Here is a 23,401-nt window from a genome sequence, read left to right as displayed (position 1 = left end):
TTTACGCTGGCCTGAAGGCCAAGGGCAAAGCGAGCAAGGTGGCGCTCGTGGCGGTCATGCGCAAAATGCTGGTGATCCTCAACGCCCGTAAGCGAGACGCCGAGGTGGCCCTCGGCTGCCCCTGACAAGACAGTTGCTACTCCAAACCACGGATGGCGTGAACCACCAGTAGATCCACGCCATGCGTGGATGGGTTGCCTGACGCTACGGATCCACGAGCGTGCCGACGCTCAGCTCCGGCATCCACACCCACAGGTCGTACGCCCGTTCCGCATGGGTATCGCCCCGCAGCCGCGGGGCCACCTGCTCTGGAAGTGGCCGCGCCATGCAACGGTCCGCGCACGCCCACGCCTGGCCACGCAGCGCACCCAACCGCACGCTGTAGATATCCAGATCCCGCAGCTGGGAGGCCATCGGCTGCCTCTGCATTTCCGGCGGCATACCTTCCGGCCGCCGCAGCATGGCGTGGACATTGCCAGTCAGCACCAGCATGCGTGCATTGCCTGGCAACCCTCGATAGAGCCGTCGCAACTCGGCTGCCATGAAGTCATCGCGCGCCTGGTTGCCGCCACTGCTGGCATTGACGTCATAGCCAACCACTTCGATCACGCGCCCCTGCGTCTTCAGCACACGCAGGCCTTCGATCATCGCCAGCATGTCGCGGCTGCGGCGACCATCATGCTGGTCATCGCGCACGGTCCAGAACGCGCGGCCGTGCAGGTGCCGGCGCGCCCTGGCCCCGCCATCGGATTCCAGATAGTCGCGCAGCACAGGGTTCTCGGCCCGTGGCAGTTCCAGCGCCATCAGGACCGGGCCGTTGCGGCTGTAGTCGTCCACCAGCTGGCGTACCAGCAACGGGGTCTCGCGGGTGCCATGGAATTCGCCCAGTACCAGCAGGCGGTGCTCACCGGCATGCTGGCGGATCTGCGCGGCGGTGTCATCGGCATGCGCGGTGAGGGCCACACCCAGCGCCAGCAGCAGCGCGGTGGTCCAACGGAAGATCGAATGCATCCCTGCGCCTTCCTTTCCTTTGCGGTCAGGAACAGCAATGGCGACGCAGCAACCGCGGTTCAAGTAGATCCACGCCGTGCGTGGATGCTCCCGCCATCAGACCGGGCCTGAGTCGAGCGTGGCTCGACTCTACAAAGGGCAGCCCCTCACAGCCAGGGCAGGATCCAGTGGTCCACCAGCAGGAAGGCGAACAGCGCCATCAGGTACACGATGGAGTAATAGAACATCTTCATCGAGAACAATTCGTCCGGCGGGTTGAGCATGCGCCAGGCATACCAGAGGAACACCGCGTTGAGCACGATCGCGCCGCCCAGGTAGAACGCACCGCTCATGCCCACCAGGTACGGCAGCAGGCAGACCAGCGCCAGCACCACCGAATACACCATGATCTGCTTGCGGGTATGCACCACGCCGTGGGTCACCGGCAGCATCGGGATCTCTGCCTTGGCGTAATCCTCGCGGCGGAAGATCGCCAGCGCCCAGAAGTGCGGCGGGGTCCAGATGAAGATGATCAGCACCAGCAGCGACGAGTACGCCCAGTCCGACGAACCCTGCATGCCGGTCACTGCGGCCCAGCCCAGCATCGGCGGCATCGCGCCGGCCAGGCCACCGATGACGATGTTCTGCGAGGTCGCACGCTTGAGGTACACGGTGTAGATCACCGCGTAGCCGATCAGCGAGGCGAAGGTCAGCACGGCGGTGATCAGGTTCACCCACAGCACCAGGATGGTCATCGACAGCACGATCAGCACGCCGGCGAACACCAGCACCTGCCACGGCTTGACCTTGCCCACCACCAGCGGACGCCACGAGGTGCGCGCCATCTGCGCATCGATGTGTGCGTCCAGGAGCTGGTTGATGGCGGCTGCGGCCGAGGCCGCCAGCCAGATGCCGAGGAAACCGAGCACGCCGGCGCGCACCTGCTCCCAGCTCGGCACGCCCGGAATGGCCAGGACCATGCCGACCAGGGCGGTGAAGACGATCAGGGCAACGACCTTGGGCTTGGTCAGGTCCCAGTACTGGCGGTAATTGGAAAACATGGAGTCAGTCCGGGGCGCGCAGGCGGGCCAGCAGGCTGACCAGCACGAACAACAGGGCAACGGCCACGCCGTTGTGGGCCACCGCCACTTCCAGCGGCAGCGCCAGCTTCACGTTGAGGATGCCGAGGGTGACCTGCAGCAGCAGCAGCGCGATCAGCGCGCTGGCCCAGCCACGCATGCTCGGCAAGCGGAACAGGCGCACGCCCAGCCACAGCAGGTAGACGGCCACCACCACCGCGAACAGCCGGTGCGCCATCTGGATGGCGATACGCGAGGCGCCATCCAGCACGCCGCCTTCGTAATCCACGCCGATGCCGCGCCACAGGGTGAAGCCTTCGACGAAGTTGTGCTGCGGCCACCACTGGTTGGCACAGCGCGGGAAGTTGTCCAGCGAGGCGCTGCCGCCGCCGCAGGCCAGCGCCGCATAGTTGGCACTGACCCATCCGCCCAGTGCGATCTGGGTGACCAGCACCGCCACGCCGATGCGCAGCACCCACTTCAGCTTCGGTGCTTCGGCCAGGGTGATCGGCATGTGCGTGGCGCGCCAGGCCATCCAGACCAGCAGCGCGAACATCAGCATGCCGCCCAGCAGGTGCCCCATCACCACGATGGGCTTGAGCAGCAGGGTCACCGTCCACATGCCCAGCAGGGCCTGGAAGATCACCACGGCCAGGGTCAGCAGTGCAGCGCGCGCCAGGTCGATGTTGCTCCAGCGCAGCGCGGCGATCAGCAGGATCGCCTCGCCGATCAGAGCCAAGGTACTGGCGGTGCCATGCCAGCCCATCATGTACAGGGGTATGCCGGCGGCCACCAGCACGCAGGCGGTCACCACCGCCGTGCTTCCGAATCGCCGCTTGCGCGTGGCCAGCAGCGCCAGGGTCAGGATCTCGATGCCCAGTGCGCCGGCCAGGAAGCGGTGCACCTGTTCACGCCAGGCCTTGTGGGTCTCCAGCGGGCGGATCTCCGCCGCCGGGTGGCCGATGGTCTCTTCCACGTGCTGCGGCCAGGTGGCCTGGCCATAGCAGGTCGGCCAGTCCGGGCAGCTCAGGCCGGCATCGGACAGGCGCACGAAGGCGCCGAACATGATCGTGCTCGCGGTCATGATCATGGCGAACCACGCCAGGCGGTGGAAATTGCGGTGCAGCGCCGGACGCGCGGAAAGGCTCATCAAACGGGACTCACTTCAGTTTCAGCAACGTGGCCATGTCCTTGCGCAGGCCACCGAGGTCGGTGCCCGGGGCATGACGCATGATCACGAAGCCGTTCGGATCGATCACGTAGACCGGCAGGCCAGCCGGATCGTCGACGCCGGGCAGGGCCGCGCGCAGTGCTGGCGACGGAGCCAGCGGCCGCAGCGCGGGCAGCGAGGCGATCGACGCCGGTGGCGTTCCCAGCCACAGGATTTCGACATTATCGGCGTTATGACCGAACAGCTGCCACACCTTGCCCAGTCCCTGCGACAAAGTGACGCACTGGGCGTCGCAGGCACCGGCCGGCGCCACCAGCAGGCGCCAGGTGCGGGCCTCGGGGTTCCACGGGTACGGCTGGCCGTTGGCCAGGGTCGGCGCCTGCTGGCGCAGGTCCACAGGCGGCTTCAGCAGCTGGCCGGCATTGCGGTGCCCGGTGGGCTGCCAGCCAGAGAAGCGCAGCACGGCAGCCAATGCCATCGCCCCGAAGAACACGGCAAACAGCAGCACCAGGGTCCGGCGGCCGGAGCCGCGCGCCTGCGGGGACGTAGCAGTGTTCATGCGGGGCATTTTCTCATGGTTGGGTGAGGGATGCGGGTGTGACGCCGCGGTAGCGCCGGCCGCCGACCGGCATCCAGGAATGCGGGGGTTGCCGGCCAGCGGCCGGCACTACCGGGCAGCACGTCGCCTGCGCCACTCCAGTACCAGCGCGACCACCAGCACGGTCAGGGCCAGGCCGAACCACTGCACGGCGTAGCCCAGGTGGCGCTGCGGCGGCAGCGTGTTCGGCAGCAGGTCCAGGTCGCGTTCGTCGCCGAAGGGCAGCGCCGGGTCCAGTCGCAGGACGCGATCGGGCAATGCCGGCAGGCCAAGCGCCGCCGCCAGGCCCTCGGCGGGCAAGCGGCTGGCCAGCCAACGCCCGGCCTCATCGGTAGCGGAGAACGCCGGGCCCAGGGCCAGCCCCGCTGAGGGCGGCGGCGCCAGCAGGCCACGCACCGCCACCGGCGAAGGCGGTGCCGGCAGCTCCGGCAGGGTGCGATCGGGCGGCAGCGCGCGCCAGCCCAGATCGACCAGCAGCACGCTGCCCTCGTCACTGCGGAACGGGCGATAGATCTTCACGCCCGCGCGGCCGTGCCGGGTCTGGTTGTCCAGCAGCACCACGCCGGGCAGGAAACGGCCGTGGTCGGCCACGCCGTGCAAGGCGCCAGGTGCAACCAGGGCCTGCGCCAGTGGCAGCGCCTGTGCCACAGCTGGACCTTGTGCATCCAACATTGCCTGTTTGGCATGCATGCGCTGCAGCTGCCACAGCCCCAATGCGGTGAAACCAACCATTGCCAGCACCGCCAGCAGCCATCCGATCACGCGCGTGTGCTGGCGCATCATGACAAGTCCGCGCAAACGCGGTCAGATAGGCGCATCCACCCTGCCCTCGAGCCGCGCATGAGTGATTCGCTGAAGACCCTGCTGGTAATCGCGTTTCTGATCGTCATCGTCTGGAATCTGGGCGCCGGCCTGTATTACCTGCTGGTCGACCGCGGCCAGACCAAGCGCACGGTCAACGCACTGACGCGCCGCATCGCGGTGTCGGTTGCGTTGATCCTGCTGGTGATCGTGAGCATCTACATGGGTTGGATCAAACCGCACGGCATCGGCGGCTGAGGCCACCGATGCGTGCGCGGTCAAAGCACGTAGACGAACATGAAGAGCATCAGCCACACCACGTCGACGAAGTGCCAGTACCACGCGGCCGCTTCAAAACCGAAATGGTTGTCGCGGGTGAAGTGTCCCTTGGCCGAACGCAGCCACATCACGATCAGCATGATCGTGCCCAGCAGCACGTGCGCGCCGTGGAAGCCGGTCAGCATGAAGAACGTCGAACCGTAGATGCCCGAGCCGAGCGTCAGGTTCAGTTCCTTGTAGGCGTGGATGTACTCCTCCGCCTGCAGGGTCAGGAAGCCCAGGCCGAGCACCACGGTCAGGCCCAGCCAGATCAGCAGCTGGCGGCGGTTGCCGGCCTTCAGTGCGTGATGGGCGATGGTCAGGGTCACGCCGGAGGTGAGCAGGATCAGCGTGTTGATCAGCGGCAGGCCCCAGGCCGGGATGGTCTGGAACGCGCCGCCGATCGCCGCGGGGCCGTTGGTCGGCCAGCCGGCGGAATAACCCTGCCAGAGCAGCTCGTTGGTCATCACCCCGCGGCCTTCGCCGCTCAGCCACGACAGGCCCAGGTTGCGGGTGTAGAACAGCGCGCCAAAGAAGGCGCCGAAGAACATCACTTCGGAGAAGATGAACCAGATCATCCCCATCCGGAACGAGCCATCGACCTGGTGGTTGTAGTTGCCCGCCTGCGACTCGCGCACCACGTCGCTGAACCACCAGAACAGGGTCAGCACCAGCATCGCGATGCCGATGTAGAACGTCCAGCGCCCCCAGCTGGCATCGTTGAGCCAGCTGGCCACGCCCACCATGGTCACCATCATCGCGATGGAACCCACGAACGGCCATTTGCTCTGGGCCGGGACGAAGTACACGTTGGCGTCGGTCGGTGTCTGGGCCATGTCGGTATCCGGGTCAGGGTGCGGCGTGCGCGCCTTCCGAAGTGGCGGCCGGGGCCAGCCGATCGGACAGCGCGTCGTTGCGATAGAAGGTGTAGGACAAGGTGATCGTCTTGATCTCCGGCGGCAGGTCCGGATCGACGATGAAACGCACCGGCATGTCGCGCTTCTCGCCGGCCTGCAGCGTCTGCGCGGTGAAACAGAAACATTCGGTCTTGCTGAAGAAGCCCGAGGCACGCGCCGGCGCCACCGAAGGCACCGCACTGCCGACCACCGCCTGCTGGCTGTCGTTGCGGGCGAAGTACAGCGCTTCGTTGAGTTCGCCGGGCACCACGTCCATGGTCAACTGCTCGGGATGGAACGACCAGGGCAGGCGCGAATTGACGCCGCCATCGAACTCCACGCGCACGGTGCGCTTGCCGGTGGCGGCGCCGGTGCTGGCCTCGCTGCCGGGGCCGCGTTCCAGGCGTACACCGAACACCTTTTCGCAGGCGATGCGGTACAGCGGCACCAGCGAGAACGTGAGCAGGAACACCGCCACCGCCACACCGATCAGGCGCGGCAGCCCCGCACTGCGTGATGGTGTGCTGGCTGGCGCCTCGCTCATCGGCCGATCACCCCGCTGAGGATGAAGCCGACGTAGACCAGCACGGCGATGGCGCCGACCCACATCGCCGTGCGCCTGGCGCGCTGCCGTTGCTGTTCGATGCCGTGGCGTTGGGCTTCGGTCTGGCTTTGGCTTTGGCTTTGGCTTTGGCTTTGGTAGAGCCGACTGTTAGTCGGCTGCACTTCGCGAGTCGACTGACAGTCGACTCTACCGATCGGCAGCGGGCTCTCGTTATGCATGCCCCACCTCAATGCGTGATGTCGTCATGCGCCAGATCTCCCGGACGGATGGTCGGCGGCGTGGTGAAGGTATGTGCCGGTGCTGGCGACGGCAGCGTCCACTCCAGGCCGCGCGCGCCTTCCCAGGAACGGGCCTCGGCCTTCTCGCCGTTGCGCAGGGACGACAGCAGGATCGCGGCCATCATGAACGGGGTGACGAACATGCCGAACGCACCGATCGAGCTGATCAGGTTCCAGTCGGCGAAGGCCACGCTGTAGTCGGGAATGCGACGCGGCATGCCGGCCAGGCCGAGGAAATGCTGCGGGAAGAACAACAGGTTGACGAATACGATCGACCACCAGAAGTGCACCTTGGCCCACTTCTCGCTGTACATCCGCCCGGTCCACTTCGGCCACCAGTAGTACACCGCGGCGATCAGCGCGAACACCGCACCGGTCACCAGCACGTAGTGGAAGTGGGCGACCACGAAGTAGGTGTCGTGGTACTGGAAGTCGGCGGCGACGATCGCCAGCATCAGGCCGGAGAAGCCACCGATGGTGAACAGGATGACGAAGGCCACCGACCACAGCATCGGTGCCTCGAACGTCAGCGAGCCACGCCACATCGTGCTGACCCAGTTGAACACCTTCACCCCGGTCGGGATCGAGATCAGCATGGTGGCGAACATGAAGTAGATCTCGCCGCCCAGCGGCATGCCCACGGTGAACATGTGGTGGGCCCAGACGATGAACGACAGGAAGGCGATCGCGGCGGTGGCGTACACCATCGCCTGGTAGCCGAACAGCGGCTTGCGGCTGAAGGTCGGGATGATCTCGCTGACCACGCCGAAGGCGGGCAGGATCATGATGTAGACCTCGGGATGGCCGAAGAACCAGAAGATGTGCTGGTACATCACCGGGTCACCGCCACCGGCGGCGTTGAAGAAGCTGGTGCCGAAGAACTTGTCGGTCAGCAGCATGGTCACCGCACCGGCCAGCACCGGCATCACCGCGATCAGCAGGAAGGCGGTGATCAGCCAGGCCCAGCAGAAGATCGGCATTTTCAGCAGGTCGATGCCCGGCGCACGCATGTTGAGCACGGTGGCGATGATGTTGATCGCGCCCATGATCGAACTGATGCCGGCCACGTGGATGGCGAATACGCTGAAGGCAACGTTGTAGCCGCCCTGCAGCGACAGCGGCGGGTACAGCGTCCAGCCACCGGCCGGTGCACCGCCCGGCAGGAACAGGGTCAGCAGCAGCAGGCTGAAAGCCACCGGCAGCAACCAGAACGACCAGTTGTTCATGCGTGGCAGCGCCATGTCCGGCGCGCCGATCTGCAGCGGGATCATCCAGTTGGCCAGTCCGACGAAGGCCGGCATCACCCCACCGAAGATCATCACCAGCGCATGCACGGTGGTCATCTGGTTGAAGAACTCGGGCTTGACGAACTGCAGGCCCGGCTGCGCCAGCTCTGCGCGGATCACCACGCTCATCGCCGCGCCGATGATGAACATGATGAAGCTGAAACCGAGGTACAGCGTGCCGATGTCCTTGTGGTTGGTCGAGAAGAACCAACGTTCGAAGAAGCTCTGGTGGTGATGGTGATCGTCGTGCCCAACTGCCGAGTGCGCCATTGCAAAACACCTCTCAGAATCGGTTGTCACCGCGGCCGCGAACGGCCGCGGGCTTTACATCACGCTCCGCTGGCCGCGGTGGCAGGCGCGCTGCCGGCTTCTGCAGCAGCAGGCGCGGCCGGTGCCTCGCCCGTCGGTGCAGTCGGTTCGGCAGGTGCCGCAGGCGTGGTGGGCTCGGCGGGCGGCGCCGGCTTGCGCTGCGCCAGCCACTTCCTGAAGTCCTCCTTGGACACCGCCTCGACCACGATCGGCATGAAGCCGTGGTCCTTGCCGCACAGCTCGGCGCACTGGCCGCGGTAGACACCGGGCTGCTCGATGCTGGTCCAGGCTTCGTTGATGAAGCCGGGGATGGCGTCCTGCTTCCAGCCCAGCGCCGGCACCCACCAGGCGTGGATCACGTCGTCGGAGGTGATGACGAAACGCACCTTGGTATCGACCGGCAGCACCAGGCGGTTGTCGACATCCAGCAGGTAGTGCGGATGGCTTTCGCGGGTCGGCACGATGCCGCTCTGCCGCACCCGGTCGGACTCACGGTCCAGGCGGCTGGTGAAGGTGACGTTCTCGCCGAGGTATTCGTACTTCCACATCCACTGGTAGCCGGTGACCTTCACCGTCATCTCGGCATCGCGGGTGTCGTACATCTTGATCAGGTTGGCCGTGGCCGGCCATGCCATCACGATCAGGATGATCACCGGGATCACTGTCCAGATGATCTCGGCCTTGGTGTTGTGGCTGAAGGTGGCCGCGACCGCGCCCTTGGATTTGCGGAACTTGAAGATGGCGTAGGCCATCGCCCCGAACACGATGACGCCGATCACCGTGCAGATGATCAACGACAGGTTGTTCGATTCCCAGGCCAGGCGCGAGGTCTGGGTCACCCCCTTGCCCATGTTCAGCTGCCACGGCTTCGGATCGGCCGCCTGGGCCCAGGCCAACGCCGGCATCAGTCCCCCGGTCGCCAGCATCGCGGCGACCGCGTTCACGCACTTCGTGCCCCACCTGCTGCTTTGCTTCATTGCCTAGACCCTTAGCGTCGTCGGTTGCCGCCATCGCTGGCGGCGAGCAAGCTTTCAAGTGTCTCTGCGAGCGTCTGACGTTCGGCCGGCGCGAGGAAACTCCCCACCTCCACCTGCCGGCCGCTGGATGCCAGCCGGACCCTCTCATCGTCGGTGAGCAGGCGCACCCAGTGGGGATGGGCCCGGAACACCGGCGATCCACCGGGTACGGGGATGACCTCCACGTACGCCGGCACTACCCGGATCTCCTCCTGCCGTTCACCGCTGCGCCACAAGGCACGCAGCGCGGCCGCCAGCACCAGGCTGTACAGCAGCGCGAACAGGGGGGCGAATGCATTGCCGGCCAACCACCCGAGGGCGGACACCAGCCACATCGCACCCGACAACACGGTGAACAACAGGACGAACTGCCGGGCATCGAGCGCCCGTGGGGGACGCAGCCGCAGCTGCGTACCTGACCCATCCGGAGCTGGAAGCACCTCGATCATGTCGCAACCGCGTTCCTGCCGCGGGAAACGCCTCGATGGTAGCCCCGCCCTCTCGCCGGTAGCAAGGGTGCATTCACACATTTTCCGATGCTGCAACACAGCATGAGGTCGGCGGCACGAATGACGAATTCGGCATAAACTCCTCCGCACTTGCTGAACACGCTGAATCCACCGCAGCTATTGGCTATCAGCGCTTCAAGAAGGTGGCTGCTGGGCACTTCCGCAACCCGCAAAAATGATTAAAATCGCCAAGTTTTCCACTGGCCGGACCGGCATGAACGCACCTTCCTCCTCCCCTGCAGCCCACGACGCCCCGCGTCCCGGCGCGTTGCTGTCGCCGGAACTGCCGGCGCCCCCCAACCCGTTCCGCCAGGCCATCACCGACGCCTGGTTGAAGGACGAGGCCACCCACGTGCGCGAGCTGCTGGCGCAGGCCCGCCTGCCCGCCGACGAGCAGGCCCGGGTGCAGGCACTGGCGGCCGACCTGGTCGGCCGCGTGCGCGTGCGCGCCAAGGACCAGGGCGCCATCGAAGCCTTCATGCGCCAGTACGACCTGGGCAGCGAGGAAGGCGTGCTGCTGATGTGCGTGGCCGAGGCACTGCTGCGTATTCCGGACCAGGACACCGCCGACAAGCTGATCCGCGACAAGCTGGCCGATGCCGACTGGGAAAAGCACCTGGGCGGCAGCGACTCGGTGCTGGTCAATGCCTCCACCTGGGGCCTGATGCTGACCGGCAAGCTGGTGCAGATGAACGACGCCACCCGCGCCGATGCGCCCAGCGCGTTCAAGCGCCTGGTCGGCCGCGTCGGTGAGCCGGTGGTGCGCCTGGCCGTGCGCCAGGCGATGAAGATCATGGGCCACCAGTTCGTCATGGGCCGCACCATCAGCGAAGCGCTCGCGCGCTCGCACAAGGGCGACAACGCCAGCTACCGATACTCCTTCGACATGCTCGGCGAAGGTGCGCTGACCATGAAGGACGCGCTGCGCTACCTGGAAGACTACCGTCGTGCGATTCACGCCATCGGCGGCGATCACAAGGCACGCGGCGGCCGTCCGGATGGCGACGTCAACAATGCCCCGGGCATCTCGATCAAGCTGTCGGCGCTGTACCCGCGCTACGAGCACGCCAAGCGCGAGCGCGTGCTGAAGGACCTGGTGCCGGGCGTGCTGGAACTGGCGCAGCTGGCCAAGATCTACGGCATCGGCTGCACCGTCGACGCCGAAGAGTCCGACCGCCTGGAACTGTCGCTGGACATCATCGAGCAGGTGTTCTCCGACGCGTCGCTGTCCGGCTGGGATGGCTTCGGCGTGGTCGTGCAGGCCTACCAGAAGCGCACCCCGTACACGATCGACCACCTGGCCGACATGGCGCGCCGCGCCGGTCGCCGCCTGCAGGTGCGCCTGGTCAAGGGCGCGTACTGGGACGCCGAGATCAAGCGCGCGCAGATCGAAGGCTACCCGGGCTACCCGGTGTTCACCCGCAAGCAGAACACCGACGTGTCCTACCTGGCCTGCGCCAAGCGGCTGTTCACCCATGCCGACGCGATCTACCCGATGTTCGCCACGCACAACGCGCATACCATCGCGGCCGTGCGCAGCATCGCCAACGGCGGCGTGTACGAGCACCAGAAGCTGCACGGCATGGGCGACGACCTGTACGCCGAAGTGGTGCCGGCTGACCGCCTGGGCCTGCCCTGCCGCGTGTATGCACCGGTCGGTTCGCATGAAGACCTGCTGCCGTACCTGGTGCGTCGCCTGCTGGAAAACGGCGCCAACTCCAGTTTCGTCAACCGCATCACCGACGAGCGCGTGCCGATCGCCGACCTGATCCGCGATCCGGTCGAGATGGTCGCCTCGTTCGCTTCGATTCCGCATCCCAAGATCCCGCTGCCGGTTGACCTGCTGCGCAGCCAGAACCACGACAGGAAGAACTCCATGGGCGCCAACCTCGCCAACGACAACGAACTGCGCGCCCTGGCCGAGCAGATCAACGCGGCTGTGAAGCCCTGGCAGGCCGCGCCGCTGGTGCCGGGTGCCAACCCGGCCGGCGCCGCGCTGCCGGTGACCAACCCGGCCGACACCCGCGAAGTAGTTGGCCAGTGGCTGGCCGCAGACGCCGCCACCGTGCAGAAGGCCCTGGCGAATGCCGTAGCCGCGCAGCCGGCCTGGAACCGCACCCCGGCCGCCAGCCGCGCCGCCATCCTCGAGCACGCCGCCGACCAGCTGGAAGCACGCATGCCGGAATTCATGGCGCTGTGCGTGAAGGAAGCCGGCAAGAGCCTGCCCGACAGCATCGCCGAAGTGCGCGAAGCGGTGGACTTCCTGCGCTACTACGCCAAGCAGGCGCGCGAGCAGTTCAGCCACGCCGAGAAGCTGCCGAGCCCGACCGGTGAGTCCAACGAGCTGCAGCTGCACGGCCGCGGCGTGTTCGTTTGCATCAGCCCGTGGAACTTCCCGCTGGCGATCTTCCTGGGCCAGGTCGCTGCCGCCCTGGCCGCCGGCAACAGCGTCATCGCCAAGCCGGCCGAGCAGACCAACCTGATCGGCTACTACGCGGTGAAGCTGCTGCACGACGCCGGCGTGCCGGCCGAGGTGGTGCAGTTCCTGCCGGGCGACGGTGCTACCGTCGGTGCCGCGCTGACCGCCGACCCGCGCGTGGCCGGCGTGGCCTTCACCGGCTCCACCGACACCGCCCGTGCGATCAACCGCGCGATGGCGGCGCGTGACGCCGCCATCGGTGTGCTGATTGCCGAAACCGGCGGCCAGAACGCCTTCATCGCCGATTCGTCGGCGCTGCCGGAACAGCTGGTCAAGGACGCGATCGGTTCGGCCTTCACCTCCGCCGGCCAGCGCTGCTCGGCCGCGCGCGTGCTGTTCGTGCAGGACGACATCGCCGACAAGGTGATGACCATGCTGGCCGGTGCGATGAAGGAACTGAAGGTCGGCAACCCCGGCCTGCTGTCCACCGACGTCGGCCCGGTGATCGATGCAGATGCGCTGAAGATCCTGCAGGACCACGCTGAGCGCATGGACCGCGAAGCGCGCCTGATCGCCGCCGCCGAGCTGTCGGCCGAGGCCGCCAACGGCACCTTCTTCGCACCGCGCGCGTACGAACTGAAGGACCTGGGCCAGCTGCAGAAGGAAGTGTTCGGCCCGGTGCTGCACGTGATCCGCTGGAAGGGCGACCAGCTCGACGCGGTGATCGACCAGATCAACGCCACCGGCTACGGCCTGACCCTGGGCGTGCATTCGCGCATCGACGAGACCGTCGACCGCATCAGCAACGGCGTCCATGTCGGCAACGTCTACGTCAACCGCAACCAGATCGGTGCGGTGGTCGGCGTGCAGCCGTTCGGCGGCCAGGGCCTGTCCGGCACCGGCCCGAAGGCCGGCGGCCCGCACTACCTGCTGCGCTTCGCCACCGAAAAGACGGTGACGGTGAATACCACTGCCGCCGGCGGCAACGCCTCGCTGCTGACCCTGGGCGACTGATCGCCCGGTTGATGCAGTGAACGAAAAACCCCGCGAAAGCGGGGTTTTTTGTGCTCTGCTTCCTGTAGAGCCGGGCCCACGCTCGGTTTGCCTCGCACAGCCGAGCGTGGGCTCGCTCTACAGAGGCTGGGCCACACTGAACCGATTGTCCGCCCGCTTCGCCAGCTCGCCGTGCACGCGCGCGATGCGCGCTTCCAGCCCCCCCTCCAGCAGCACGTAGTCGACTCCCCGCGCCTCCAGCTCGCGCACGTACCACGCATGCTGCTGCGCCCGGAAGGCTTCGCCCACCCGCGTGCCGTCCTGGTCGAACGGGATATCCGGCGCACACAGGAACAGCAGGTCATACGGTCGCAATGCAGCCTGCCGCAGTGCCTCCGGCGCCGTACCAGACATCCAGCCGCTGTAGCCCAGCGTCACCAGCGGCGTGGTATCGCAGAACAGCCAGCGATGCGCATGCCGTGCGGTCTCGTCTTCGTGCTGCGGCTGTGCCATTGCGATGCGAAGCAGATCATCTGGCGTCAGCTCTCCGCCCTGCTGCTCCCATAGCGTGCGGCCATACTCCGGCACCCAAGCGGTCTGCAGGCGCTCGGCCATCACGCGCGCCAGCGTGGTCTTTCCGCTGGACTCGCCACCAATGAACGCCACGCGCTGCACATAGCCGGCATAGACCTGCGGTGCGAGGCCATGACGGTGCGCATGTGGATCGGCGCGCAGCTGGGTGCCACACGCCTGCCCGACGTCCAGTGCGCGATCGAACCGCTCATGGCGTACCGGCGCACCGAAGTGCGTGGCCAACGCCTGCGCGAAGCCGTCACCGTAGTCCTCGCCGGTGTACACCGCCTGCACCGGCCCGCCGAACAGGCTCAGGCACAGCCAGGCGGTGAACTCGCGCTGCACGTGCTCGTTGTCGCTGTCCTGCGGCAGCGTTCGCACGGGCAAACCGTGCTCCGTGCACAATGCCGCCAGTCGTGCGTCATCCAGCACCGCTACCGTCGCCTGTGGGAAGCGCGTACGCAGCCAGCGCTCGCGACGCTCGGCGCTGTAGCCGGCAAAGCCCGGCTGCGACCAGCCGATCACCAGCAGCTGCGTACAGCGCGTGGCGGCGAACTCGATCAGGTGTTCGTGACCCAGATGCAGCGGGCAGAACTTGCCCACCACCAGGCCGCGTGCAACGCGCTCAGGCAGCAGCATCGGCCGTCTTGGCCTCGTCACGCATCAGGTGCCGCCAGTGGCGCAAGGCCACCAGCGCATTGATCCAGAAGCCCACGTACAGGATCGAGGTCAGGTGCAGGCCACGGCTGTAGTACAGCGGCACCGCCACGGTGTTCACCAGCAGCCACACCCACCACGATTCCAGCTTGCGGCGCATCATCAGGATCTGCGCGATCACGCTCAATACCAGCACCGCCGAATCGATGTACGGCGCGTAGGCATTGGTCAGGCGGGTCAGCATCCAGCCGTAGCTGAAGGTGGCCACTACCGCCAGCGGCGCCAGCCAGGCCCAGGCACGTCGGCGCAGCGCGGTGATCGGCAGCGGCGCGCCATGGTCACCACGCAACCACTGCCACCAGCCCAGCACGCTGATGGCGATGAAGAAGAACTGCAGCACCATGTCCGCATACAGGTGCGATCGTTCGAACACCGCAGCGAACAATGCGCAGCCGACGATGCCCAGCCACCAGGTGTGCACGTTGTTGCGGCCGGCCAGCAGGATCGAGCCAGCGACGGCGATGTTGGCAGCCAGCTCCAGCTGGAAGTTCGGGTCGGACAGGTTCATCGCGCTATTGTCGCGTAGATCCACGTGCGTGGATGGCCCACACCACTCCGCAAAAAAAAGGCCCCGCTTGCGCGGGGCCTCCTTTCGTACTGCGTCAGGCAATCGCCCGATTCAGAACTTGTACTGCATCGAAGCCGCCAGCACGTCGCCGCTGACCTTGTACTTGCCGGTCACGGTGTTGGCGGTGGCCGAGGTCGAGGTCACGTTCGGATCCTTGGTGAACAGGTGGGTGTAGCCCACGCTGTACTCCATCTTGTCCGAAGCGGCGTAGGTCAGGCCCAGCGACAGCCACTTGCGGGTGGTGTCCGGCACGCGCACGTCGCGGTGGGCGTCGGTGGTCGGGGTCTGGTCATAGGCCAGGCCGCCACGCAGGGTCAGCTTGTCGTTCACGCGGAAATCGGTACCGATCGACGCGAAGGTGGTGTCGCGGTAGTGGAACGGCAGCACGCTGTCCGGCTGGTTGGAGTCATAGTCGACGGTGACCTGGTCGAACTTGCTCCACGCGGTGCGCGTGACTTCGGCCATGATCTGCCACTGGTCGTTCACGCGGTGGGTGAAGCCCACGGTGGCGCTGGCCGGCAGGGTGATGGTCGCGCGACCATTGCTGTCGATGAAGGTACCCGGGGCAGCGGTGGCCAGGAAGGCCGCCGCATTCTGCGGAATGGTGAAGTCCGCCTTGCCATCGGTGATCTTGTGCTCGACCTTCGAGCGGTAGCTGAAGGCGATGTTGGTGCCTTCCACCGGGGTGACGGTCATGCCCAGGGTATAGCCGACCGACACTTCATCGCCCTTGATGCGCAGGTAGCCATCGGCGGTACCCGGCGAGAAGCCGAGCTGGGCAGCCTGGCGTGCAGCCGCCTGCGACGCCGCCGCAGCCTGGGCTGCGGTGCCGCCGGCAGCCAGCACGCGCGCCGCAGCGGTGCGCTGGGCAGTGGCGTTGATCGCGGTGCCGGTGTCGACAGCGTTGGTCAGGTCGACGTTAAGGCGCTCGGCGAACACCGACGCACCGAACGACAGGTACGGATTGACGTCATAGGAGAACGCCACGCCCAGGTCGATCGCCTGCAGCTCGGTCTTGACGCCGTTGTAGCGGCCGACCCAGTCACGGTCGTATTCGGTCTTGAAGCCGAACGGCACGGTCAGCGATGCGCCGAAGTGCATGTTCTCCTTCTCGCCGAACGGCAGGTGGAAGTAGGCGGCCGGAACCGGGGCGATCATGCCGGCATCGCCGCCGTTGCCACCGGAAATCGGAGCGCCGTTGGCGTACTTGCCCTGGCCACGGAACTTGGCGCCGAAGCTGATGGCGCTGACGTCGCCCTGGATCAGGGTGCCGTCGAGCAGGCGCATGGAGGCCGGGTTGGTGGCGATGACCGAGGCGTCACCTTCGGTCGAGGTGGAGCCGGCGAACGCGCGGCCCAGGCCCTTGGCGCTGTTTTCCTTCAGCTGGAAGGCGGCAGCATTGGCATCGGCGGCGGCCAGCGCACCGGCAACGCCGACGGCCAGCAGGGTCAGTCGGGCAATGGTGGAAGCGGTTTGCATCGTAGTTCTCTCTCTCCGGTAAGCGGTGATGGTGCTCTGAGTGCGCCTGCGCCCGGCAGGCCCAGAGGCCCGTCGAAGCGCGCCGGATTCCCCTCCCGACATACGACGCCGTATGCGAGTATTACCCAGAGCCGTTAATGAAACAATAACGACGCAGTCGGTTTTTCCGTCTCAAAAGCTGAACAGGACAATCCCCGTCGCAAGCGCCCGCACGCTAGGCTAGTGCCATGTTCGTCTCCCTCCCGTCCCGCAAGAAGGCGGCCCTGCGCTGGGCCACGCCCGTGCTGTTTGCGGCACTATGGCTGGCGTTCCTGTGGTCGATCTCGCGCCCGGACGATGCCCGCGGCAGCCTCTGGCTGGACTGGGGCGCCCTGTCCACCGGCCTGACCCACCCGCTCGACTGGTGGGCGACGCTGCAGGACGGCAGCGTGCTGCGCCTGTTCACCGCCCTGTTCCTGCACGCCGATTGGTCGCACCTGCTGGGCAACCTGGTGTTCCTGCTGATCTTCGGCCTGCCCGCCGAGCGGGTGCTGGGCCCGTGGCGCCTGCTGCTGCTGTTCCTGGTCGGCGGCGCGGTGTCCAACCTGGTGGCCATCTACACCATGGGCAGCCCGGACCAGATCATCATCGGTGCCAGTGGCGCGGTCTCGGCACTGATCGGTGCCTACCTGGCCCTGTTCCCGGGGGCGCGGCTGGGCGTGGTGATCCCGCTTGGCCTGTTCCTGGAATTCGTGCGTGCCCCGGCCTACCTGCTGATCGGCGTGTGGGCAGCGCTGCAGGTGGTGTTCGCCCATATCGGCCCGAGCTTCGGCATGGTGGCCTGGTGGGCCCACATCGGCGGCTTCGTGTTCGGCCTGGTGTACGGGGTCTACGTGCGCGCGGCGATCGCCCGCCGGCTGCGCAAGCGCCACGGCTTCTGAGGCCCAGATAGTGCCGGCCGCTGGCCGGCATTTGGTTTCTTCTTCCGCCCTTGAGCCGACGCCGGGTATGGCCCGGCGCTACCTCACGGCTTCGCTGGGGCCGGTGCGGGCTTTGCTTCCGGCTGTGCTTCCGGCTTAGGTTCGACCTTCGCTTCCGGCTTCGCCGCAGCGGCCTTCGCGGCCTTGGCCGCATCCGCCTTCGCCGCTTCGGCCTTCAAGCGTGCAGCCACCGAACCCGGGTTCTTCAGCTCGGCCAGCGCGTCGTTGATCGGGCCATCGCCCGGCAGCACCGCACCGGCGTGGTAGCCCTCGGTGCCTTCGTCATCGCCGCGCAGATGGCCTGGCAGGGTCGCTTCGCTGTAATCGCTCAGGCTGGCCGGCAGTGCCCCGTCTTCCGGGCGCGCCGCAGGCTTCAGTTCGACCTCCGGCACGATGCCCGTGGCCTGGATCGACTTTCCGCTGGGCGTGTAATAACGCGCGGTGGTCAGCTTCACCGAATCACCGTTGTCCAGCGGCAGCACGGTCTGCACCGAACCCTTGCCGAAGGTGCGGCTGCCGACCACGCGGGCGCGCTTGTTGTCGCGCAGTGCGCCGGCCAGCACTTCCGAGGCACTGGCCGAACCCGCATCGACCAGCACCACCACCGGTGCGCCCTTCAACAGATCGCCCGGCGTCGCATCGAACCGTGCATCACTGATGCTGATGCGGCCGCGGGTGCTGACGATGTTGCCCTTGTCGAGCAAGTCGTCGGCCACCTGCACCGCGGCAGTCAGCAGCCCACCCGGGTTGCTGCGCAGATCCAGCACCAGGCCCTTGAGCTGGCCACCGGACTGCTTCTGCAGCTGCTGCAGGTGCTTCTGGAAGTCCGACCCGGTGTCGGCCTGGAAGGTGCTCAGGCGGATGTAGCCGTAGCCCGGCTCCAGCAGGCGGCTGCGCACGCTGGTCACGCGGATGGTCTGGCGGGTGAGGCTGACGTCGAACGGCTTCGGCTTGCCCGCGCGCACGATGGTCAGCACCACCTTGCTGCCGGCTGGGCCACGCAACGGTTCGCTGGCATCAATTGCGCTGATCGGCTTGCCGTCGATGGCGATGATCAGGTCACCGGCGAGGATGCCGGCCTTGGCCGCCGGCGTGTCGTCGATCGGCGAGATGACCTTCATGCTGGCGTTGTCGGGCTGCTGCTGCAACTCCACGCCGATGCCCTCGTAGGCGCCGTTGGCCTGCTCGTCGAAGGCCTGCGCGTCTTCCTTGTTGAAGTACGTGCTGTGCGGGTCGAGGTCGAGCAGCAGGCCGCGCACCGCCGACTGCATCAGCTTCTTGTCATCGACCGGGTCGACATAGGCCGCGCGCACCGCGTTGTACACGGCGACGAAGCGGCGGATGTCCTCCAGCGGCACCTTCGAGGTCACCGCCTCCTCGCTGTTCGCTGCCTGCCCGCTGGTTTCCTTGCTCGGGGCGGGCGCGGTCTGCTGCGCCCAGGACAGCGCCGGCAACAGGGCCAGCAAGAGGGTGGCGGTACGGGCTGCGCGCATGGATCACTCCTGTCGACGTTGGCATCGTGCCCAAGGCACATGCGTCGATTATGCGCGAAGCACAGCTAAATTCCCGTTGAATCCGTCCGCCACGCGACAGCGCCGGATTCAGCGCCGCTGCAGCCAGCTGTCCGGGTTGACCGGCTGCCCGCCCCGGCGCAATTCGAAGTACAGCGCAGTCACGCCCTGGCCACCGGAATTGCCGACCTTCGCCACCGCATCGCCGCGGCTGACCCGGGCACCCGCATCCTTCAGCAGGGTGTCGTTGTGCGCGTACAGGCTCATGTAGCCGTTGCCGTGATCGACGATCAGGATCATGCCGTAGCCGGTCATCCAGTCGGAGAACACCACGGTGCCGTCGGCCACGGCGGTGACGGTGCTGCCGGCGGGCGCGCCGATCAACACACCACTGCTGGTGCGGCCGTCGGGCAGCTTTCCGCCGTAGCGGGCCAACAGGTTGCCCGACAACGGCCAGCCCAGGCCACCCACCTTCGGCGCCGGCGCAGAGGCAACGGCAGGCGGGACCTTGGTGGGCGGCGGTGGCGGGCGGCCCTGCGCGGCGGCCTGGCGTGCGGCACGCTCGGCGGCGGCCTTTTCAGCGGCCGCCCGCCGTGCCGCGGCGCGGCGCTCGGCTTCGGCCCGTGCCGCAGCGGCACGCAGGTTGGCCAGCAGCGTTTCCAGTGCCTTGGCGTCCTGGCCCAGCGCCTGTTCCTTCTCGCGCTGGTCCTTGAAGCGCTCATCCAGCGAGGCGACGGTCCTGGCGCGATCGCGACGGTCGGCTTCCAGCGCCGCAGCCTGCTGCTTCTGGTCCTGCTGCGCACCCTGCAGCTTCTGCTTGCGCTCGGCGATCTGCGCCTGCAGCACTTCCAGCTCTTTCAGGTCGGCTGTCAGCGTGGTGATGCGCTGTGCCCGCTCGCGTTGCAGGTAGCGGTGGTAGGCCAGGGCACGATTGGCATCGGCCACCGTGTCCTGCGACAGCAGCAGCTTCAGAGGTGCATGGTTGCCCAGCTGGTAGGCCGCACGCAGCAGGCCGGCCAGCTCGCGATGCTGCTGGGCGAGGTTGGCCTGCAGCGCGCTGCGGCGTTGTTCGGCCTCGGCCAGGGCCCTTCCCTGCTCGCGCAGCGCAGTTTCAGTCTGCGCAAGCGCACGGCCGGTGCGGGCCACCTTCTCGTCCGCCTCACGCAGCTGCTGCGAGGCCTGGCCCCGCTGGCCCTCGATCTGCCTGCGCTCCTGCGCCACGCCCTTCAACTCGCTACGCAGCTTCTGCAGCTTGCGCTCGGTCTCGCGGGTGGTCTGAGCGGCGCCCGGCAACGGCAGCGCCAAGGCGATGGCCAGCCCCAACAGCAGGCAGCGCCCGCCGCGGATGGCGGCGATGTGATGTCGGCGTGATGGGAAGGCGTTGTCGCGCAAGGGCTTTCCAGTGACTTCAGGCAGTTGCAGGGGGTACCGGGGAATGGTGACATCTCCGCACGCGGCCTGCCAGCCGCACATCCATCGAGGTCCCATGAAAACTCTTTCCATTCCGCTGTTGTTGGGCGTCCTGCTCGTTGCCGGCCCCGCCGGTGCCCAGGACAACATCAGCAAGGTCAACGGCAGCATCAGCGCCGAGCCTGGCCAGCGCTACGGCAAGCTGGATACCGTCAACGGCGGTATCCGGGTTGGTGAAGGCGTCGAGACCGGCAGCATCGACACCGTCAACGGCGGGGTCAAGGTGGCCGACCGTGCACGTACCGGCAAGATTGAAACGGTCAACGGCGGCGTACGCCTGGGCCGCGAGGTGATTGCACACGGCAGCGTCAGCACCGTCAACGGCAGCATCTTCACCGATCGCGGCAGCCAGATCGAAGGCGGCGTCGAAACCGTGAACGGTGGCATCGGCCTGGTCGAAAGCCGCGTCGGCAAGGACGTGGAGACCGTCAACGGCGATATCACCGTCGGCATCGGTTCCCAGGTCAACGGCGGTGTGCACGTGCGCAAGCCGAACTTCAGCGTCTCGCTCACCGCCAGCCGCAAGCCACGCGTGATCGTCGGCCCGAATGCCGTGGTCAACGGCCCCCTGCAGTTCGAACGCGAGGTGGTGCTTTACGTGCATCGCACCGCGCGCATCGGTCCGGTCACCGGCGCCGAACCGATCCCGTTCGACACCGAAACCGCCCCGGCGGACTGAGCGCACCGGACCGCTTGGTTCGGTGATACTCGCTGATACCGGCCGTGCACGACGTGCGGCCGCCCTTTGTTTTCCAGGAATCGACGATGCCCCGCAAACTCCTCCTGTGCCTGGCCGCCGCGGCCGCGCTCAGTGCCTGCAAAGGCGAAGACACGCCGGCCACCGCACCGGCGTCAGCCACCGACACCGCTGCCGCGAAGCCGGCGGCTCATCAGTTCTCCCCCGAGATCAACGCCGGCGACTTCGCCGAGATGGTCAAGACCCTGGCCTCGGATGAATTCGAAGGCCGCGCGCCGGGCAGCAAGGGCGAGGAACTGACGGTCAACTACATCCGCGACCAGATGCAGCGCATCGGCCTGCAGCCGGGCAACGGTGACAGCTGGTTCCAGGACGTGCCGATGACCGAGACCACGGCCGACGCATCGACCGTGCTGAAGATCACCCAGGGTGGCAAGACCACCGAGCTGAAGTTCGGTACCGACATGGTGGTCGGCACTCGTACCGGCCAGGCTGAGGTGAAAGTCGATGCCAGCGACCTGGTGTTCGTCGGCTATGGCGTTGATGCGCCGGAGCAGAAGTGGAACGACTATGCCGGCCAGGACTGGAAGGGCAAGACGGTCGTGATGTTCGTCAACGATCCGGGCTTCCATGTTGACGACGCGAAGCTGTTCGACGGCAAGCGCATGACCTACTACGGCCGCTGGACCTACAAGTTCGAAGAGGCCGCGCGCAAGGGCGCCGCCGCGGCGCTGATCGTGCACGACACCGCCGGTGCCTCCTATGGCTGGGACGTGGTGAAGAACTCCTGGGCCGGCCCGCAGTACGACCTGCCGGCCAAGGATGACCCGGAAGCCCGCATTCCGGTGCAGGGCTGGCTGAGTGCCGACGCCGCCAAGGCGCTGTTCGCAGGCGCCGGCCTGGACCTGGCACAGGCCTACAAGGACGCCAGCAAGCGCGGCTTCAAGCCGGTGCCGCTGAAGGCCACCGCTACGGTCGACCTGAAGAGCCAGATCGCGCAGAAGCAGTCGCGCAACGTGGTGGGCGTGCTGCCGGGCAGCAAGCGTGCCGACGAGGCCGTGCTGTACATGGCGCACTGGGACCACCTGGGCAAGCACGAGGGTGAAACCGGCGACAACATCTACAACGGTGCGGTCGACAACGCGACCGGCGTGGCCGGCATCCTTGAGGTTGCCGAAGCCATGGCCCACCAGGATCCGAAACCGGAGCGCTCGGTGGTGTTCCTGGCGGTGACCCTGGAAGAGTCCGGCCTGCTGGGTTCGAAGTACTACGTCTCCCACCCGACCTTCCCGCTGGACAAGATTGCCGGTGTGATCAACATCGACGCGATGTCGGTGGCCGGCCGTGCCAAGGACGTGACCGTCACCGGCTTCGGCAGTTCGGAGCTGGAGGACATCCTCAAGCCGCTGGCTGCGGCCCAGGACCGCACGCTGCATGGTGAGACCTCGGTGCAGAGCGGCTTCTACTTCCGTTCGGACCACTTCAACTTCGCCAAGGCCGGCGTGCCGGCCCTGTACGCCGATGGTGGCGAGGATCTGCGAGAGGGTGGCGTGGACGCCGGCCGCAAGGCCGCAGCGGACTACGGCGCCAACCGCTACCACGGTCCGAAGGACGAGTTCGACGCGTCCACCTGGAAGCTGGACGGGACTGTCGAGGACCTGCAGCTGATGTACGGCGTCGGCAAGGAACTGGCCGGTGGCGATCGTTGGCCGAACTGGTACGAAGGCAACCCGTTCAAGGCAGCCCGCGACGCGATGATGAAGGACAAGGCTTCGGCAAAGTAAAGCCGGGCCATGCTCGACTGAACATCGTTGAGAGCAGAGCGGCGCCCCACGGGGCGCCGCTTTTCTTTTGCGTACCGTCGGCGGCAGATCCACGATTGGTGTGGATCTGCCGGTAGTGCCGGCCGCTGGCCGGCAATCGATTGGTAGCGGCCAACCTTGGTTGGCGCCATGCTTCCTCGCAGTGGGCCTCCACGCATGGCGTGGATCTACCGGGCCATGTAATGCCATCGGGTTGCCGGCCAGCGGCCGGCACGACCCGCATTTACTGCGCACAAAGAAAAACCCCGCTGCGTGAGCAGCGGGGTTTTGGGTGTAAACCCTGGCGATGACCTACTCTCGCATGGCTTGAGCCACACTACCATCGGCGCAGCTGCGTTTCACTTCCGAGTTCGGGATGGGATCGGGTGGTTCCACA

At 66.8% G+C, this 23,401-nt stretch carries 21 protein-coding genes, 1 rRNA gene and 1 pseudogene; 6 read left to right on the top strand and 17 right to left on the bottom strand.

Annotated features, from left to right (window positions below; genetic code table 11):
- Positions 1 to 125, top strand: a pseudogene (locus tag AC5P9L_RS20880) (IS110 family transposase); the annotation flags it as partial.
- Positions 126 to 204: 79 nt separating this feature from the next.
- Here AC5P9L_RS20880 and AC5P9L_RS20875 read toward each other — a convergent pair.
- The 5 genes from AC5P9L_RS20875 to AC5P9L_RS20855 form a co-directional block, all read right to left on the bottom strand.
- Positions 205 to 1,011, bottom strand: coding sequence for a calcium-binding protein (locus tag AC5P9L_RS20875; RefSeq protein WP_227415886.1), 807 nt, complete (start codon positions 1,009 to 1,011; stop codon positions 205 to 207).
- A 146-nt stretch (positions 1,012 to 1,157) separates the two neighbouring features.
- On the bottom strand, positions 1,158 to 2,051 hold the full coding sequence (gene cyoE / locus AC5P9L_RS20870; RefSeq protein ID WP_005407798.1) for a heme o synthase: 894 nt from the start codon (positions 2,049 to 2,051) through the stop codon (positions 1,158 to 1,160).
- Between the two features lie 4 nt (positions 2,052 to 2,055).
- Positions 2,056 to 3,219 carry a COX15/CtaA family protein gene (locus AC5P9L_RS20865; protein WP_150359408.1) on the bottom strand — a complete coding sequence of 388 codons (1,164 nt, stop codon included), beginning with the start codon at positions 3,217 to 3,219 and terminating at the stop codon, positions 2,056 to 2,058.
- A gap of 10 nt (positions 3,220 to 3,229) precedes the next feature.
- A complete protein-coding gene (locus tag AC5P9L_RS20860; RefSeq protein ID WP_005412027.1) occupies positions 3,230 to 3,799 on the bottom strand; it encodes a redox-active disulfide-containing membrane protein in 570 nt (189 codons plus the stop codon).
- Positions 3,800 to 3,907: 108 nt separating this feature from the next.
- A complete protein-coding gene (locus AC5P9L_RS20855) occupies positions 3,908 to 4,621 on the bottom strand; it encodes an SURF1 family protein (protein ID WP_049417772.1) in 714 nt (237 codons plus the stop codon).
- A 57-nt stretch (positions 4,622 to 4,678) separates the two neighbouring features.
- On the opposite strand from AC5P9L_RS20855, the gene AC5P9L_RS20850 reads away from it, so the two are divergent.
- Complete coding sequence (locus tag AC5P9L_RS20850) at positions 4,679 to 4,897, top strand: twin transmembrane helix small protein (RefSeq protein ID WP_005412025.1); 219 nt, start codon at positions 4,679 to 4,681, stop codon at positions 4,895 to 4,897.
- A gap of 20 nt (positions 4,898 to 4,917) precedes the next feature.
- Here the strand turns inward: AC5P9L_RS20850 and AC5P9L_RS20845 are convergent, their stop codons facing one another.
- Genes AC5P9L_RS20845 through AC5P9L_RS20820 form a run of 6 tightly spaced genes read right to left on the bottom strand, consistent with a single transcriptional unit; the run spans position 4,918 to position 9,756 of the window.
- Positions 4,918 to 5,793, bottom strand: a complete 876-nt coding sequence (locus AC5P9L_RS20845) for a cytochrome c oxidase subunit 3 (protein WP_005412024.1) — start codon at positions 5,791 to 5,793, stop codon at positions 4,918 to 4,920.
- Positions 5,794 to 5,806: 13 nt separating this feature from the next.
- Positions 5,807 to 6,397, bottom strand: coding sequence for a cytochrome c oxidase assembly protein (locus AC5P9L_RS20840; RefSeq protein WP_005407792.1), 591 nt, complete (start codon positions 6,395 to 6,397; stop codon positions 5,807 to 5,809).
- Entirely contained in the window at positions 6,394 to 6,636 is a 243-nt protein-coding gene (locus AC5P9L_RS20835; protein WP_032966368.1) for a hypothetical protein, read from the bottom strand. The genes AC5P9L_RS20840 and AC5P9L_RS20835 overlap by 4 nt, the downstream gene beginning before the upstream one ends.
- A gap of 8 nt (positions 6,637 to 6,644) precedes the next feature.
- Positions 6,645 to 8,252 carry a cytochrome c oxidase subunit I gene (ctaD, locus tag AC5P9L_RS20830; RefSeq protein ID WP_005407790.1) on the bottom strand — a complete coding sequence of 536 codons (1,608 nt, stop codon included), beginning with the start codon at positions 8,250 to 8,252 and terminating at the stop codon, positions 6,645 to 6,647.
- A gap of 59 nt (positions 8,253 to 8,311) precedes the next feature.
- Complete coding sequence (coxB, locus tag AC5P9L_RS20825; protein ID WP_043035491.1) at positions 8,312 to 9,268, bottom strand: cytochrome c oxidase subunit II; 957 nt, start codon at positions 9,266 to 9,268, stop codon at positions 8,312 to 8,314.
- An 11-nt stretch (positions 9,269 to 9,279) separates the two neighbouring features.
- On the bottom strand, positions 9,280 to 9,756 hold the full coding sequence (locus tag AC5P9L_RS20820; protein WP_004153894.1) for a DUF2244 domain-containing protein: 477 nt from the start codon (positions 9,754 to 9,756) through the stop codon (positions 9,280 to 9,282).
- A gap of 274 nt (positions 9,757 to 10,030) precedes the next feature.
- On the opposite strand from AC5P9L_RS20820, the gene putA reads away from it, so the two are divergent.
- Entirely contained in the window at positions 10,031 to 13,249 is a 3,219-nt protein-coding gene (putA, locus tag AC5P9L_RS20815) for a bifunctional proline dehydrogenase/L-glutamate gamma-semialdehyde dehydrogenase PutA (protein ID WP_227415885.1), read from the top strand.
- Positions 13,250 to 13,366: 117 nt separating this feature from the next.
- On the opposite strand, the gene AC5P9L_RS20810 is transcribed toward putA, so the two are convergent.
- The 3 genes from AC5P9L_RS20810 to AC5P9L_RS20800 all read right to left on the bottom strand — a co-directional run bounded on the left by AC5P9L_RS20810 (position 13,367) and on the right by AC5P9L_RS20800 (position 16,565).
- Positions 13,367 to 14,440 carry an AAA family ATPase gene (locus AC5P9L_RS20810; RefSeq protein ID WP_062606912.1) on the bottom strand — a complete coding sequence of 358 codons (1,074 nt, stop codon included), beginning with the start codon at positions 14,438 to 14,440 and terminating at the stop codon, positions 13,367 to 13,369.
- Positions 14,427 to 15,026: a nicotinamide riboside transporter PnuC gene (pnuC, locus tag AC5P9L_RS20805; RefSeq protein ID WP_227415884.1), complete on the bottom strand. Its 600-nt coding sequence runs from the start codon at positions 15,024 to 15,026 to the stop codon at positions 14,427 to 14,429. The genes AC5P9L_RS20810 and pnuC overlap by 14 nt, the downstream gene beginning before the upstream one ends.
- 111 nt (positions 15,027 to 15,137) lie before the next feature.
- Positions 15,138 to 16,565, bottom strand: a complete 1,428-nt coding sequence (locus AC5P9L_RS20800; RefSeq protein ID WP_495230704.1) for an outer membrane protein transport protein — start codon at positions 16,563 to 16,565, stop codon at positions 15,138 to 15,140.
- A gap of 227 nt (positions 16,566 to 16,792) precedes the next feature.
- Between AC5P9L_RS20800 and AC5P9L_RS20795 the strand changes: the two genes are divergently transcribed.
- Complete coding sequence (locus AC5P9L_RS20795) at positions 16,793 to 17,485, top strand: rhomboid family intramembrane serine protease (RefSeq protein WP_005407784.1); 693 nt, start codon at positions 16,793 to 16,795, stop codon at positions 17,483 to 17,485.
- A gap of 83 nt (positions 17,486 to 17,568) precedes the next feature.
- Here the strand turns inward: AC5P9L_RS20795 and AC5P9L_RS20790 are convergent, their stop codons facing one another.
- Positions 17,569 to 19,017 (bottom strand): S41 family peptidase, encoded by a 1,449-nt coding sequence (locus AC5P9L_RS20790; RefSeq protein WP_180881315.1) that lies wholly within the window; start codon positions 19,015 to 19,017, stop codon positions 17,569 to 17,571.
- Positions 19,018 to 19,125: 108 nt separating this feature from the next.
- Entirely contained in the window at positions 19,126 to 20,427 is a 1,302-nt protein-coding gene (locus tag AC5P9L_RS20785; protein WP_099605582.1) for a murein hydrolase activator EnvC family protein, read from the bottom strand.
- A gap of 94 nt (positions 20,428 to 20,521) precedes the next feature.
- On the opposite strand from AC5P9L_RS20785, the gene AC5P9L_RS20780 reads away from it, so the two are divergent.
- Together AC5P9L_RS20780 and AC5P9L_RS20775 are read left to right on the top strand one after the other, a co-directional pair.
- A complete protein-coding gene (locus AC5P9L_RS20780; protein ID WP_005407780.1) occupies positions 20,522 to 21,184 on the top strand; it encodes a DUF4097 family beta strand repeat-containing protein in 663 nt (220 codons plus the stop codon).
- An 86-nt stretch (positions 21,185 to 21,270) separates the two neighbouring features.
- Positions 21,271 to 22,986: a M28 family metallopeptidase gene (locus tag AC5P9L_RS20775; RefSeq protein WP_005407779.1), complete on the top strand. Its 1,716-nt coding sequence runs from the start codon at positions 21,271 to 21,273 to the stop codon at positions 22,984 to 22,986.
- Positions 22,987 to 23,303: 317 nt separating this feature from the next.
- Here the strand turns inward: AC5P9L_RS20775 and rrf are convergent.
- Positions 23,304 to 23,401 (bottom strand): 5S ribosomal RNA (gene rrf / locus AC5P9L_RS20770); the annotation flags it as partial.

This window comes from Stenotrophomonas sp. YJH_SMC_64 (genome assembly GCF_059371375.1).
The sequence above is the reverse complement of the archived record's forward strand: the minus strand, read 5'-3'. Positions and strand labels throughout refer to the sequence as shown.